The organism is Thermoactinomyces mirandus, from assembly GCF_013868055.1.
In the GTDB taxonomy this organism is placed as follows: domain Bacteria; phylum Bacillota; class Bacilli; order Thermoactinomycetales; family Thermoactinomycetaceae; genus Thermoactinomyces; species Thermoactinomyces mirandus.
On sequence record NZ_JACEOL010000007.1, the window covers coordinates 49,489 to 64,558 of the forward strand.

Annotated in this window: 16 protein-coding genes; all 16 read left to right on the forward strand. The window is 42.0% G+C overall.

The window, feature by feature from the left end; all coding sequences use genetic code 11:
• Positions 1 to 788: 788 nt before the first annotated feature.
• Positions 789 to 1,394 (forward strand): nucleotide exchange factor GrpE, encoded by a 606-nt coding sequence (locus H2C83_RS02875; protein WP_181737575.1) that lies wholly within the window; start codon positions 789 to 791, stop codon positions 1,392 to 1,394.
• Between the two features lie 237 nt (positions 1,395 to 1,631).
• Positions 1,632 to 3,155, forward strand: a complete 1,524-nt coding sequence (locus tag H2C83_RS02880) for an Hsp70 family protein (RefSeq protein WP_181737577.1) — start codon at positions 1,632 to 1,634, stop codon at positions 3,153 to 3,155.
• 523 nt (positions 3,156 to 3,678) lie between these two features.
• A complete protein-coding gene (locus H2C83_RS02885) occupies positions 3,679 to 4,860 on the forward strand; it encodes a CpaE/TadZ family protein (protein ID WP_181737579.1) in 1,182 nt (393 codons plus the stop codon).
• 14 nt (positions 4,861 to 4,874) lie between these two features.
• A complete protein-coding gene (locus H2C83_RS02890; RefSeq protein ID WP_181737580.1) occupies positions 4,875 to 5,333 on the forward strand; it encodes a prepilin peptidase in 459 nt (152 codons plus the stop codon).
• Positions 5,334 to 5,365: 32 nt separating this feature from the next.
• The gene (locus tag H2C83_RS02895; protein WP_181737582.1) at positions 5,366 to 6,001 is read left to right on the forward strand and encodes a CpaB family protein; all 636 of its coding nucleotides are present in this window, start codon (positions 5,366 to 5,368) and stop codon (positions 5,999 to 6,001) included.
• A gap of 24 nt (positions 6,002 to 6,025) precedes the next feature.
• Positions 6,026 to 7,396, forward strand: a complete 1,371-nt coding sequence (locus tag H2C83_RS02900; RefSeq protein WP_181737584.1) for a TadA family conjugal transfer-associated ATPase — start codon at positions 6,026 to 6,028, stop codon at positions 7,394 to 7,396.
• Positions 7,393 to 8,316: a type II secretion system F family protein gene (locus H2C83_RS02905; RefSeq protein ID WP_181737586.1), complete on the forward strand. Its 924-nt coding sequence runs from the start codon at positions 7,393 to 7,395 to the stop codon at positions 8,314 to 8,316. Before H2C83_RS02900 ends, H2C83_RS02905 begins: the two co-directional genes overlap by 4 nt.
• A 12-nt stretch (positions 8,317 to 8,328) precedes the next feature.
• Entirely contained in the window at positions 8,329 to 9,237 is a 909-nt protein-coding gene (locus H2C83_RS02910; RefSeq protein WP_181737588.1) for a type II secretion system F family protein, read from the forward strand.
• A gap of 98 nt (positions 9,238 to 9,335) precedes the next feature.
• Positions 9,336 to 9,551 carry a hypothetical protein gene (locus tag H2C83_RS02915; protein ID WP_181737590.1) on the forward strand — a complete coding sequence of 72 codons (216 nt, stop codon included), beginning with the start codon at positions 9,336 to 9,338 and terminating at the stop codon, positions 9,549 to 9,551.
• 295 nt (positions 9,552 to 9,846) lie between these two features.
• Positions 9,847 to 10,968: a vWA domain-containing protein gene (locus H2C83_RS02920; protein ID WP_181737592.1), complete on the forward strand. Its 1,122-nt coding sequence runs from the start codon at positions 9,847 to 9,849 to the stop codon at positions 10,966 to 10,968.
• Between the two features lie 116 nt (positions 10,969 to 11,084).
• On the forward strand, positions 11,085 to 12,059 hold the full coding sequence (locus H2C83_RS02925; RefSeq protein ID WP_181737594.1) for a hypothetical protein: 975 nt from the start codon (positions 11,085 to 11,087) through the stop codon (positions 12,057 to 12,059).
• A complete protein-coding gene (locus tag H2C83_RS02930; protein WP_181737597.1) occupies positions 12,032 to 12,910 on the forward strand; it encodes a hypothetical protein in 879 nt (292 codons plus the stop codon). The genes H2C83_RS02925 and H2C83_RS02930 overlap by 28 nt, the downstream gene beginning before the upstream one ends.
• A gap of 12 nt (positions 12,911 to 12,922) precedes the next feature.
• Positions 12,923 to 13,597, forward strand: coding sequence for a hypothetical protein (locus H2C83_RS02935; protein WP_181737599.1), 675 nt, complete (start codon positions 12,923 to 12,925; stop codon positions 13,595 to 13,597).
• Positions 13,598 to 13,930: 333 nt separating this feature from the next.
• A complete protein-coding gene (locus H2C83_RS02940) occupies positions 13,931 to 14,251 on the forward strand; it encodes a hypothetical protein (RefSeq protein WP_181737601.1) in 321 nt (106 codons plus the stop codon).
• Between the two features lie 20 nt (positions 14,252 to 14,271).
• Positions 14,272 to 14,580 (forward strand): hypothetical protein, encoded by a 309-nt coding sequence (locus H2C83_RS02945; RefSeq protein WP_181737603.1) that lies wholly within the window; start codon positions 14,272 to 14,274, stop codon positions 14,578 to 14,580.
• A gap of 5 nt (positions 14,581 to 14,585) precedes the next feature.
• Positions 14,586 to 15,070, forward strand: a 485-nt coding sequence (locus H2C83_RS02950) for a hypothetical protein (protein WP_181737605.1), incomplete at its 3' end; no start/stop codon positions are given.

The window sequence follows — 15,070 nt, forward strand, 5'->3', positions numbered from 1 at the left end:
GTGAAAAAGGGTGCGAAAGAATATTTATAAATATTTGGGAATCAGAAAGGTTTTTTAGTGTCTGTATTGAATTAACTAATCAACCCTTAATTTTTTGAAGAGGGAGGGCCGCCTATGCATGATAAGTGCACATGCGTAAAGTGTGGTGCAAAGTCCTTATATATTCAGTTTTTTCAACTTGATGGCAAACATTATTGCCGGATGTGCTATACAGATCAACTGCAAAAGGCCCGTAAAAAAGTCATCCATATAGCCATACACCGGATGCCCTGAAAAGGGCATTTTTCTTTTAGGAAGGATTTTGGAATGTGTTTTGCGAAAATGTAAAGGAATGTTCAAATAAAGAAATTGTTCACAATTTTATCCAAACAAACTTCATAATATGAAAGGATTCAGGAAATGTTTTGCAACTGTTGCTGGTATCGCCTTGTGTAGATATCTTAAAACGACTATAATTTCCCTAGGTTATTACTGCATTTTGGCGATTTTGTCAACTGACAGGATATTTCTGTTTTACACGTATTTTTTATTTATCCCACGTAACTTTAAAAATATAGGCATTCTCTTTCATAAACGAAGATTGTTCTTTTTTCTTCATGTACTTGCGACATGAACGTGGTTATGAGTAAAATGATAGAAGTAGTACTGTTAGACCGATTAATTAACGAGGCAAATCATTCCAATAAATTTAGAGAGAATGATAGATAGTTTAGCCTTTATATATATTAGAAATCGAAAAACACCAGGGAGGTTAAGCTATGGGTCCCAGGAAAGAGAACCATAGATTCTTGGAAAAGGGTAACCACCTTTCATTTCCTGAAGCACGTTTTGGACTTACGAAAAAAGAAACTTTTAACCCTGTCAATTACCGGGAAGATAAGAGTGAACCCCGTGCCCATCAGCAGGTATTGGGCATGCTGAATGCTTTGCAGCAAAACTTCACTTCGTTATTAAATGTGGTTACCAATCGTCTTTCTTATGACAAGACCAAAGAGGTGGCCTTTGACCGACTTTACAAAGAGATGGAAGAACTGAAGCAGGATCAGGAACTTCAACAATTTCGCCCCCTGTTTATTGATCTGATTCTGTTGATTGACCGGATGAACAATATATATAACGATAAGCTGGAATTGGGAGAACACAATCCGGAACTGATCAATGTCCTGCAAACCTTAAGCCATGAAGTGCTGGAAATCCTGTACCGTCGCGGTGTTGAACTAATCGTTGCCCCATCCAACAAATTTGATCCAAAGATCCAGCAAGTTGTTGATGTAATCCCTACAAATAACCCTGCGGAAGATAATATGGTTGTCCATATGGTGCGCCATGGATTCAAATATAAAGATGTGGTTCTCAGACCTGAAGAAGTGATTATCAAAAAGTATAATTCCTAAATAATTGGTATGGGAGACCAGGGATTAGCCACTTTATGGCTAATCTTTCATCATTGGGGATTTCCTGATCGTGGGAGTTTCTCGGGAAACGAGAGATGGGATTCCCATCTTTTCGTATTCATGTCAAATCTGATTTTTTCCAGCAAATTACATAAAAATTTCGTGAAAGAGGGTAGCGAAGAGGAAAAATTCTCCCGTAACCCGTTGGTTAGAAGTGATTGAAGGAGTGAAAAAAAGATGGGAAGAGTCGTTGGGATCGACCTGGGAACAACCTATTCGGCGATCTCTGTCGTCAATAAATACGGTAAACCCGAAATTATTGTAAATCGGGAAGGAGAACGAATTACTCCTTCTGTCGTTCTCTTTGAAGACAAGGAGGTTGTTGTAGGGAGCATTGCGAAGCGTTCCGCCGTTGCAAGTCCATTCAATGTTGTCCAGTTTGTGAAAAGGCAGATTGGTGACAAAACGTGGAGATTCAATACAGAAAATGGCGGCGAATTTACCCCGGAAGAAATTTCAGCCATGATTATACGTCGTCTCAAGGAAGACGCGGAAACCCTGTTGGGCGAAAAAGTGGAAGATGCTGTAATCACTGTACCGGCCTATTTTGATGATGCACAGCGGAAAGCGACACAGGACGCGGGCCGGATTGCCGGGCTTAATGTTCTTCGTATCATTAATGAACCGACGGCCGCCGCACTCGCTTACGGGCTGGACAAAATGCACATGAATGAAAAGATTCTTGTGTATGACTTGGGTGGAGGTACCTTTGACGTTACCATCATGTCCCTGTCCGAAAGCGGTTTGCGCGTACTGTCAACGGGCGGGGCGAAAAACCTTGGCGGTTTTGATTGGGACAATGCCGTAATGAACTATTTAAATGAAGAATTCCAGAAACAAGGAGGGGTCGATTTACTGGAGGACCCCATGCTGGAACAGGACCTTCGCGATAAAGCGGAAATTGCAAAGAAAACACTTTCTGTTCGGGACCGCACCAATGTGTTTTTATCCGCGGAAGGAGTTAATGCATCGATCACCCTGACGAGGGAAAAATTTGATGAATTAACGGAAACCCTGTTAAATCGTACGCAAAGGATCATGGAATTTGTACTGGAAGATGCCAATGTAGAATGGAAAGACATTGACAAAGTCCTCCTGGTGGGCGGTTCCACCCGGATGAAACAGGTACCGGCCATGATTGAACGTGTGACAGGCATTAAACCATCCCTCGATGTAAATCCCGATGAAGTCGTTGCCTTTGGTGCTGCCATCCAAGGAGCAATCCTGCAGATCAAAGAAGGAAAAGCAGATCTTTCTCTCAGCCAAACCTTCCCGATTGTCGAGGTTCAGGATGTGAACTCCCATAGCATGGGAGTCGTTGCACTTGATGAATCCGGCCATGAATTTAATTCGATTGTTCTCAGGAAAGATACCGTAATCCCCAGTAAGGTAAGTGGATATTACACTACCACCGTTGATCATCAGTCCCAGTTGCATCTGCAAATAACTGAAGGAGAAGATGTAGATCTCGATTATGTGAAAATTGTCGGTGAAGGCATGATTGACCTTCCGGATTATCCCAAAGGGGCTCCCCTTGAAGTGATTTTTGAATACGACAGCGACGGAATCATTCATATTTCAGTTATCGATTCTACCGCGGGAAGCCTGTTGGGCGAATTGAAAATAGAACGGAAATCCAACCTGACCGAAGAAGAAGTATTGGAAAAACAGGAACGGATGACCAAACTGGCGATCGGTTAGAAATCCATTACCTGAAAAAAAGAGAGCCATCAGTAAAAAGAATTCGGCATTTATTTTATAACCTCATTTAAAGTGATCGCTTGGGAGAACCAGGCTTCAACCAGTCAGCAATTGGAGAGCGATTTTTAGAAGAGTTTTGACCTTTATGAGTGGAAATCAACCAGGTTTCCTGGCAATCGCTTCCAATGAAATCTGCAGTTAAAGCTTGGAAAACCAAGCTTTTTTTATGGGGAAATGTGGCATTTATCTGGTTTTTTCTTTACATACGTTGTGAATATATGGTGAAACCGATATAATTCTTTTACAATCAATCCTTGATTGGTTTATATTATAATCGGTTTTTTCTTTACTTATTTTTAACCACTTGTATTATTGCCAATAATATGTCAAATTGGTAAATTTGGTACAGTATTTGAGCTCAAATTTTATTGTACATGTATGGAAGCTCAACAAAGATTTCTGTTAATTTTGATTCGTTTTTTTAGTTTCTTTAATGAAAAACAGAGGAGGCTGTACGGGACTTATGTATTCCGACATCAAAGTTTTGATTGTCACCGAAGAAGCGCCCATTGCAACGGATTTACAAGACCGGCTAAGCCATCAGTTCTCGCAAATCACCCATATTTTTGCCTCAGAGGTACGACGTGAAATTTCTCGTATTCAGCCGGATATCGTTCTATTGCACGAGGGAGCGGATGGAATTGGCATGCAGCTGATTCCATACATTTCAAGGGAAGTCACCCATGTTGAAATCATTTACCTTACGGAATCCAAAGATTCGATTCGCATACGCGATGCGAGCCGTGCCGGAGCCTTTGACGTGCTGTTTTTTCCTGATGAAATCAATGCCATCGTTGACGTATTGTCCCGTGCAGTCAAGGCACTGAAAGCGGTGAGTGCCCGGAATCGCGATATTGCTGAATTTACATGGGGCCGGGGGCAGGTGATTGCCTTTTATAGCGGGAAAGGCGGAGCAGGCAAAAGTTTGATCGCCTCTACCCTGGCCCAGTCACTGCAGCTGGAATCAAGTTGCAGTGTGTTGCTCGTTGATCTCAACCTTCAATACGGGGGGATTGAGACGTATCTCCAATTGGAAAGCAATCGCAACCTGTATGATCTGACTCCGGTTTTGCGTGAGCTGAATGATAACCACATCCGCAGTGTAACGGTGGTAGAACCCTATTCGCAAGTAGAGGTTTTAACCAGTCCGGCTGACTTGGAAATTGCGGAGCAAATCACGGAAGAACATGTGGAACGTTTGCTTCGGGCTGCCCGGCTTTACTATGATTACATACTTGTCGATTTGCCTTCGAAAATGACCGATCTGACCTATACGACCCTGGAAGAAGCAGATAAAATTTATTACTTGTTGACACCTGATGCACTGTCTTTACGTATTCTCAATCGTGTATTGGGGGCGTTTAACATGATTGGCATAGACCCGACGGACCGTCTCCAGTTACTGTTAAATCGTGTGAACCGCGATTCAGAAATAGGAGCCAGGGAAATTCGGCAGCGGTTTGCTTTTGAAATTGCCGGGGAATTTCGAGATGATTTGAAAAAAATCGATCAGGCAGTAAACCGGGGCAAACCGCTTCGTACAGTCCGCAATGAACGAAATATTTCGCCATTTGCCAAAGATGTGCAAAAATTTGCCCGCATGATGCTAGGCAAAACAAAAAGCATAGCAGCCGCCAAATCATAAAAGGATGATCAGACGTGGAACTTGAACCCATTTTATATTTAGTCCTGATCGGTCTTTTAATTGCCGCTGCGGTAACTGACATAAGAGAACGCTTGATTTATGACCGCTTTATTGTCATTGGAATTGCAGCTACTGTGTTGGTCCGCTTTTTTGAGCGAACGGAACCGTGGTGGAATTACCTTCTGACAGGGGTTGTCTCCTTTCTGTTTCTGTATGTCATTGCGGTTGTGACCAATGAACGTTCCATTGGTGGCGGAGATGTAAAGCTGTTTGGCATGTTGGGGCTGGCCGTTGGTTTTGAGCCTTTTTTAGTAATTTATTTTGGTTCACACATGTTGGCGGCCCTATATCTGGTGATCCTGAAACTGGTGCGATGGAAAAAGATTGGCTGGCATACGGAATTTCCGTTTGCACCCTTTATCCTTCTTGCTACTTTGGTGTGTTATCTGTGGAAATTCCCGTTTGGGGGATAAAAAACTCTAATTATAAGCAGGTGTTCGAACTTATGCAAGATGCAAAAAGAAGAGCGATATTGTTTCTGGTAATTGCATTAATACTTTCCCTGGTGGCTGGAATCCTGTTTATGCAGAAGGTGAGTGCGATTGATGCGAGATTGGGGAATTTTGAGCCGGTCTATGTTGCCAAGGAGGGGATTAATGCCCGGGAAGAACTGAGTCCGGAAGATTTTGAGGTTGTGGAAATTCCAAAGCAGTATGTCCAAAAATCTGCGGTGACGGATTTAAACATGATTGAATTGGAAGGAAGACGGTATCAAATTGCTGATCTGGTTTCCGTAGTTCCTTTGGGGGAAGGGGAGGCACTGACCACAAACATACTCAAACCCCGGATGGAGCTTGGCTCAGGCGACAAACGGATGGTGATGATTTACCGCTCCGATATGGTGGGATTTGATGATGTATTTAATTACGGAGACCGGGTCGATATTGTTTATGTCGATCGAAACGGGAAAGGACATATTTATAAGTACAGAGGAATCCCCATTGTGTCTTTGGCGAAGGATGACAAGTCCGTGACCGGTTTGGGACTGGAAATGACTCTTGAGCAGGCAGCCGATTTTGTCAGCCTGCAAAACACTGCGGCAAGTATCCGGATTTTGAAAGCCCCCAATATAGCAGATTAAAACGATCATCGGGAGAGAGGTTTTATGGCGATTTTTTCGCAAAACAAGCGGTTAACAAAACATATAAAACGGAAAAACGAGCAAGAGACAGCGAAAAAGAAGTCAGTGGATAACAATCGTGTCAATGAATTGGCCCAGCATTTCAAGGCGCGGTTGCTCAGGGAAACCGATTTGGAAAAACTGACCCGAATGTCTTCATCTGAATTGCGTATTACGCTGGATCGTTTGGTCAGCCGGTACCTGGCTGATGAGCAGGTGGTTTTGACAAATGAAGAACGCAACCGGGTGATTAACCGGATCATTAACGAATCGGTGGGGTATGGGCCTCTGGAAGCTTTGCTGAATGATGACGAAATAACGGAAATCATGGTCAATGGTCCATATGAAGTGTTTTATGAGAAAAACGGGAAACTTCACAAAACGGATATTCAATTTCGGGATGAGGAAGCCCTTCGTCATGTCATCGACCGGATTGTCGCTCCGATTGGGCGGCGGATCGACGTGAGTTCCCCAATGGTGGATGCCCGCCTTCCTGATGGCAGCCGGGTTAACGCGGTGATTCCCCCCATCAGTTTAAAAGGGTCCGTAGTTTCAATCCGGAAATTTCGCAAAGAACCGATTCGCCTGAATGATTTAATTTCATTTGGAAGTCTGACAGAAGAAATGGGGCAGTTCCTGACAAGCCTGGTTCATGCCAGGTTAAACATCATTATTTCCGGGGGAACCGGAAGCGGAAAAACGACTCTGCTGAATGCCTTGGCCTGTTTTATTCCGCCCGATGAGCGGATTATCACGATTGAGGATATGGCGGAACTGCGTATTCCCCATAATCACGTGGTGGGAATGGAAGGACGTCCGGCCAACGTCGAAGGAAAAGGGGAAGTCTCCATCCGGCAACTGGTGAGAAATGCGCTCAGGATGCGTCCCGACCGGATTATTGTGGGAGAAGTTCGCGGGGCGGAAGCGTTCGACATGCTCCAGGCGATGAATACCGGACATGAAGGATCAATTACCACCGTCCACGCCAATTCCCCTTCTGACGCGATGAGCCGTCTGGAAGGAATGGTCATGATGTCGGGTCTTGATCTTCCGTCTGAAGTGATTCGCCAGTATATTGTTGGGGCGGTTGACTATATTGTGCAGATTGGCCGTCTGCCAGATGGAAAACGGAAAATGTTGGCCATCTCCGAAATGGAGCAGAAGGAAGACGGAATGGTACGGATGAACGATATTTTCCGTTTCGTCCAGACCAACATTTCCCCTGACGGGAAGGTAGAAGGATATTTCAGTGCTACCGGAACCATTCCCAGATGTTATGAACGGCTCAAGGCATATGGTGTCAGTGTAAATAAAGATATTTTCCGTCCCGTTTCACCAGGGAGGGAACATTTATGATTATAGCCATCTTTGGAACAGCCGCTGTTTTTTGTTTCATGATTGCCATCTGTTTCTGGCTGCAGATGAGAGTCGCCAAAAGCCAAACGGCGGAGGTTCTTGAAAAATATATTGGAAACAAGGAAGAAATCAGCTGGTCGGACCGCCTGGCAGACCGCCTCGATCAACAATCCTGGGCGAAAAAACTGGAACCGGAATTGAAAAGGGCAAGCATCAACTTGCGTCCGTCGGAGTATGGGGCACTTTTGCTGCTTGCAGAAATCGGGCTGATCTTTTTATTGATTATAGGATTTGATGCCCCGTTCTTCCTCAGTTTACTGATTGCTTCTTTCCTTGTCCCTTTTGGGTCGAAAATGCTGATTAATTCCCGTAAATTCCTTTATGTGCGAAAAATTGAAGACCATTTGTCCGAAGCCTGCCGCCTGTTAAGCAGTGCGGCGCGTGCAGGTTTGTCTATTCCGCAGGGCTTGGAACTGGTTGAGAAAGAGATGCATGGTCCCATCAAAGAGGAACTTGGTATCGTTGTTAAGGAATTGCAGTTGGGAAGGAATCTCGAAACATCACTGAAAGAGATGCTTGAGCGGGTTCCATCCCGCGATATGCAGGTCTTTGTCAATGCCCTGATCATTCAGCGGCGTGCCGGCGGGGATTTGGCCAAAGTCCTGAGCGAAATGGCCAATACCATGGAAGAAAGAAAAATTATTCACAAGACCATTGACGCCACCGTGGCCCAGTCCCGCTATTCGGCCTATTTGTTGCCGATTGTATCACTATTGGTTGTCTTTATGATGAGCAAAATGCTGGATGGTTTTATTGAGTTTTTCTCATCTATTTATGGAATGATTGTTTTAGGGATTTTTATTATTTTGCAGATTATTGGTTTTATATTAATTAAGAAAATTGCTGACATCAAAGTGTAGGGGTAGATTATAATGATACTCTATTTTATTGTTGTTTGTATCTGGTCAAGTCTTTTTTTGGCAGGGATTTTTTATTACTCCTACAGCATGGAACTGGAAAAAGTGCGTTCCAACCTGGATCACTTTATTCCACCATGGAAAGTTATGAAACAAAAACGAAGTAAAAGGGCATTTCTTCATCAATGGATGGATAAATTGTCGCCTACAGGAAGGAAAATTCAAATTCTTAGTGATGACCGGGAGCTGGAAGGTTCATTGACTAAAGCCGGATATCCTTATCAATTAACAGTAGCGCGGATCCATGGTGCGAAGTTGCTCGGTTTAATTACCGGTGCGGTATTCGGTTTTCTCTGGTACTTATTCGGTCTTCCCCTAGCTGTCTTTTTGATCGTCTTTGCCCCATTTTTGGGCTATATGGCTCCGATTTATCTGGTGCGCTTTATCGCGAAAAAGAGGCAACAACAGATTCGACTGGAACTTCCTGATTATCTCGACATGATGAGTATTACACTACAGGCAGGGATGTCTATGGATGATGCTCTTGCTTATTATGTGGAAACTACAGACGGCCCGTTGAGTGAGGAACTGGCGCGGTTAAATCAGGAAATCCGGTTTGGGATGCAAAGGGAAATTGCTTACCGTTCCTTGCTTAAAAGAACAGACTCCCCTGAATTGGAGGCCTTGATTCAATCACTGATTCAGGCATATAACCTGGGAACACCGATTGCGAAAACCTTCGCTCTGCAAGCCCAGGAAATGCGCCGGATGAGATCAGAGAAAGCAAAAGAAGAGGCCGGTAAAGCAGCACCCAAGATTTCCCTGGTTACCGGATTAATCATTGCGCCTTCAATTATGTTTTTGATCTTAAGTGCCATTATTTACACCAACTTTATTGCCCACAATATCTTCAGTGGTTTTTAACCGGTACGTTTTGAAGGAGGTGTCCGGGTAAAAAAAGAATTAGTATGATGGCAGGCATTTATTGACTTATAGAATTTTTTATTTAATGAGGAGGAAGTATGATGAAAAACATTTTCAAAAGTAAAAAAGGTTCTCCCACGTTGGAGTATGTGTTGATTATTGCTGCCGGAGCTGCCTTTGCCGCTTTGCTGATTGGCGTGTTTAGTAAGGATGAAGGTGGATTGGGTGGAGAAATTATGGAAGAAATGAAGAATAAGGTTATTGAGACTATTCAAGGAGTTACACAAGATGGTCAATCTGGCCAGCAACCTTAGAATGACTAGTATATGAAAGATCCGGGGTATGGTCTTATTAGCCATGCCTCTTCCGTCATATTTTTAAATACGGGAAGGGATGCAGATGAACAGGTTTCCGAAATTAGTTTTTTTGAGCATTTTGATTGTCGTGATGTTGCTGACAGCGTGTAATGCAAGCCAGGAGGCAGCCATCAACCCTGAAGAGTCAATACCGGAAAAAGTAAAATTTGGCGAAGATGTTCAGGGGATTTTTGACGAAAAGCCGGGAGTCTTTTCAGGAAGCCAATATGATGAACAGAAACTGCAAGCCGAGTTGGATCAATTGCCGGATAACATATCTTCAACCGAAGCCTATCGTTATTTGGTTCACTTTTTGTCAGAAGATTACCGCCCTTTGGTCAAGAAGGTGGAAGAGTTTGATACAACTTATACCATCGCTGGGGGGCAGCCAACGGATTCTGAACAGCCCAATGCTCTGCAAGAAAAAAGAAAACAGGTAAATATCGTCGTTCTGGTAGACGCGAGTGGTAGTATGGCTGGGCATGTAGATGGACAAAGGAAGATGGAAATCGCCAAGCATGCTGTGTCCCGTTTTGCCCAGGCATTGCCGGAACAAGTCAATGTGTCCCTGCGGGTCTATGGCCATCTGGGAAGCAATCAAAGGAAAGATAAAGAGGTTTCCTGCAAAAGTACGGAGGAAATCTATCCTTTATCCAAATACAACCAGAATAAGTTTGAGAAATCATTAAATCAACTGAAACCCGTCGGTTACACCCCGATTGCGCTGGCGATCCAGAAAGCGCAAAAAGATTTGAGCAAGTATAACGCCAGCCAGAATGAAAACATTGTCTATATCGTAAGTGATGGAATAGAGACCTGTGGCGGTGACCCGGTTGGAGCGGCAAAGCAGTTGCATGAATCGAATATAAAGGCGATTGTAAACATCATTGGCTTTGATGTGGATAATGCCGGACAACAGGCGTTGAAACAAGTGGCTGTGGCGGGGGGCGGGGAATTTGAGACTGCCAATAGCGCTGAGGAATTACGCCGGTATTTGGATGCTCAAAATACGAAAATGGAGTTAAAATGGCGTATCTGGGATACAGAAGCACGTTCAAAATTACAAGGAACCCTTATAGAAAAAGAGACAGCAGTGAGAAAACTTGTAGGTTTAGCAGCTAGTGAATTTGATCAGAAAGTGAAGTTAGAAAATCAACGGATGGTTGATGCACTTAATTATTTGGAAGAAAAGAAAAAAATAAACTTTGAAAATCGGCAAACCGTAGATTCTTATCTCATTTGGCGAAAAAAAGAACTGGAAAAATACTCTGATAGCAAATATCATAGCTTAAACAAGATTTTAAGGGATAATTATCAAGAGCTAGAAAAGAGAATTAAGGAAATGAAAAATAAAGGTTTAGAGGAGTATCAATAAGATACATTGTTTAACAGGCTAAATTATTCCAAGGTATAAATACTATCGCCATTTAGCCTGTTCACTCCATTTCTATTTTTTAGAAAACAGAGAGCAAAGTTTGGAGAGAGTCAAACGTGAAAATAAAAAATACAAAGAGAACGATTGCCCTGATTATTTTATCAATGATATTTATGATGTTGTTTTTTCCGTTTTTTCCCTTTCTGTTAAAAGCACAGGCCACACCAGACCCGGTGCTTCCCGATTTCAAGGCTCCAACAACTGACCCGGTTCTTCCTGATTATAAAGCTCCGACAACCGATCCAGTACTTCCCGATTATAAAACTCCGCAAAATGGCTCTGTAAAACCTGACGAAGGGAACCAACAGGGAAAGCAACACCCATGGCTTGATACAGAAGATGCCTGGTGGAAAATAACCAAGTTTACCTTAAAAGATATTGCCTTGGATTGGACGGGTGCGATCGAACCTTTTACAGGCGATAATCCGATAGATGATATTGCTGTAGCTGGAAAATCAAGTTACAACATTTTAAAATCTCCCCGTGGCATTATTGGTGCTTTTTTTGGAGACGGGTCGCCACCCAAAATCATTATTGATGCCTGGGATGCTACTGATAAGACCATTGATTCCATTAATATTTTACGGGATGTTAAAACAGTAAAAAATTTAGATGAGGTTGTTGCTACAAGCGATAATTTAACAGATATTGCAAACGTCCAAAAAACATTAAATACGATGAAAACGGTCAGCCGTCTGTCAAAAGGGGTCGCAATAGGCGGGATGGCGGTTTCGGCGGCTGATATGTCGATAAATATTTATAAAGCTATCAACTCCACCGGAGATGACCGGGCAGATAATATCATAAAAGCGTTTGGCAGTTTGGGAGAAGGAATGGTATCGGCATCAGCCCTGGCTGGGCCAACACCCTTTGGGGCTTTTCTGTTGATTGGCGGGGCAGCATTATGGGGATTCAGTTCTTTGTATATTTTGTATATCAATGTAGGTGGAACTAAAGCATTCAAAAATGCAGGCAAGGCGGTAGCTGATGGTGCAAAAAAAGTATGGAACAAAGTAACCAGCTGGTTTTAATGGGAGGAAGAGAAATGAATTTAAAAAAACTGATGACCAATCCATTACCGGATCCTCTTGCTCAGGTCAAGGAAATGGCAAAAAAGTATTGTTATTCGGGTGAAAAATATAAAATTTACAATGAACATGCCGAAATAGATAGAGAAAATTACTACATGGTAGTTTATTGGAAGGAACCGATAAAAGAGTCATTGACTGGATTATTAATTGTTCGAGAGGATGGAGAGTTGCTTCCTTTTGAAGAATGTTTCGAGGTTTATAAACTGCTTACTGGTGTTGATACCCATTTAAAAACCATTTTAATTCATATAGGCCCATATTGGATCCAGAAGCCGCAATTTGTTTGGCATCGTTTAAAACGTCTGTTGGAGAAAGTGTATCCTGCTGTCGAGCGATCAAAAAATACAGAGTTGGAAAGAGCTTATCAAGGGTTTTTAGAGATTCCGTCAGTGATGCTTTCCACGCATGAAGAGATGAAGGAAGTTGTAGAAAGAGGAAAAAAACTTTTTTCAGAGTTGACAACGGATTACTTGATTACAAGAGATTTTTATGATCGGGTGGATCATGAGCATACACTATTAATGAACTTGGTGGCAAAGCAATTAAGAGTACAAATTGAAACGGACCAGGTTCGCAGGGAATTCTTAAATCTGTTTCAAAGGCAGATTCCGCTTTGGGATATAATTAACCAATTGAGGTATTTAAGACTCTTTCAATATCATCGGAAACTGAAAGTGGATAAGAGAACATATGAAGGTTATCAGGATATTCGCCAAGATGTAAAACGTTATGAAGCCAACCGGCCATTACGTGAAAAACAAATCCAAAGTATACGAAATCCAAGAAGTTAAAGGAAGTGGACGATGGTTATCCGGTCATCTTTACAACTTTATAAGCAGGAGTTTGGACGCATTTTGCTTCTGGGTTTACTCGTTACCCTGCCTGTTCAGTTGATTGCCATGTTTTTTACCAATTATTTTTATACCTATTACGGCATCCTGAATCTTGTTTATGTGGCTGATTGGTTTTTTGCATTTATTATTCTGCTATCTATCAGTTTTGTACAAATTCCTTTTATTCGTTTATTTCAGTTACATATCAGCCGTGAGCCCGTTAAAGTCAGTAAAACTATTGACAGTCTGATGAAAAGTGGCTTTACGGTTTATGTTATGGGAATTTTATATGCAATCTGTGTGGTGGTTAGCAGCTTGTTTTTTATCATTCCGGGCCTGATCCTGATGGTACTTCTTTATGCTTTCCCCTATGCAGTGGTTATGGAAGGGGAAAAATGGGGTAGTGCCTTTAAACTGGCGATTCAGTTTGGCAAGGACAATTTTTTCCGTTTGCTGGGGATCATTCTCGGGTTTTCGCTGGTGGAAATGACAGTCGAACGGATAATTGAATTTGGTGTATTGAGTTTGACGCATAACTTTTTGATTATTTCTCTGGTGCTGTTAACAGTCAATATGTTTTTTATTCCGCTATTCAGCTTTATTAACGGTTTTGTTTATGCGAAATGGGCTGGTCAATTGGATTGAAGTTGAAAGGCTGTTGTTGGTAGAAAGAGGGAAATCATGCTTGTTTTTTGGTTTTCCCTCTTTTATTCATTATCAATATCAATTAAGTAAGCCAAATTCAAATATTGTCCAAAATACGGAACTTAAGTAATTGAAAAATCTTAGAGTTAGTATATTATTCAACCTGGCCATCTTAAATAAACAGTGTATGGGGTTGGTAGATAAATCAATCTTGTTTTCATTCCGCGTTAAGGGGAAAGGTAGTCGATTATTTGGAAGAGGGCCTTCTTAGCTGGTCCAAGCGGAAGAATTAGTTTCTCGCAACTTGCAGCATCTCCAGGATCGATCAGTGGTTTGGGTAAATTTGCCGGCTGGGTAGGTGTTGGTCTCTTGGCATATGAATCGGTTGCAGGTTTTTCCCAAGCTTTTGCCGTCGAAGATGGTTCACAGAAGCAAGCAGATGGGGTCTTAAAAGGGATCGCAGGTTTAGGGGGAGCGGCTTTTGGGATTGGAACGCTTATAATGGCTGCAGTTCCTGCGGCTGGTCTAATATTGTTAGGTGGAGGTTTGGCTTTTTGGTGTTTAGGAACTGCAGGAAAATATTTTACAAAGAATAAATCATTTAGAAACTTCTTTTCCGCGCCCGTACGGGGAATCAAAAAGCTCTTTAGCTAGATAAAGTGAGGTGAGTTTTTATGGCAATACCCGAACATATCAAAAAAATTATTGAAGATTATAAGCAACCACGTGAAAATGTAATGATTATGCCAGAAGTTATTAAATATCAGAATCAAATCTATTATGGCGCATCTTATCATCAAGGAAGGAACGTAACCGGGTACCTTATTCTAACAGTAGATGGTAATATTATTCCGAAACAAGAAGCTATCGAAGTTCATTTTATATCACAAAGTATTTCAATGATTGCTTCTGTTTTTTTTCGATCAACTCGTGGATTGGTGGGAAAAAATTTCTCTTTGTCCGGTGGGCATATAAAGCACTGAAAAAATTGGAGCAAAAGTATGCTGAGGAACCAGAAGGATTGAAATATATTCAATCTTTTCGAAAGGTAATAGAAAGTACTTTACATAACCATCAAAGGTTTAAAGAAAAAGGATTGGAGCAAAAGCAGCTTTTGCAGAAAATGATACAAGAAGAAACTGTTTTTACGGATTTATTTTATAAATCAAGAGAGATACATTTAGAAATGGGGAGATGTCTCTTTTTTATCAACTATGATCAGATGCAATCTTATCAGGATCGGGGGAAAGCAATTCAGTTTTTGTTCAAAAAAGGGGATATTTTTCGTGCTTTGGGATTATTCTTGATGCATTTACAGCTACACCCCCCTTATGTAAAAGCAAGAGATCGGGAGACATTTGAGTTTACAAAGACAAGGTACGTAGATCATAAAGTACCCAGACAGGAAGTAAAAGAATTTGAAGAAAGTATATCAATAATCAGAAATCCAAGGTTACCAGGAGCCGAGGAGAA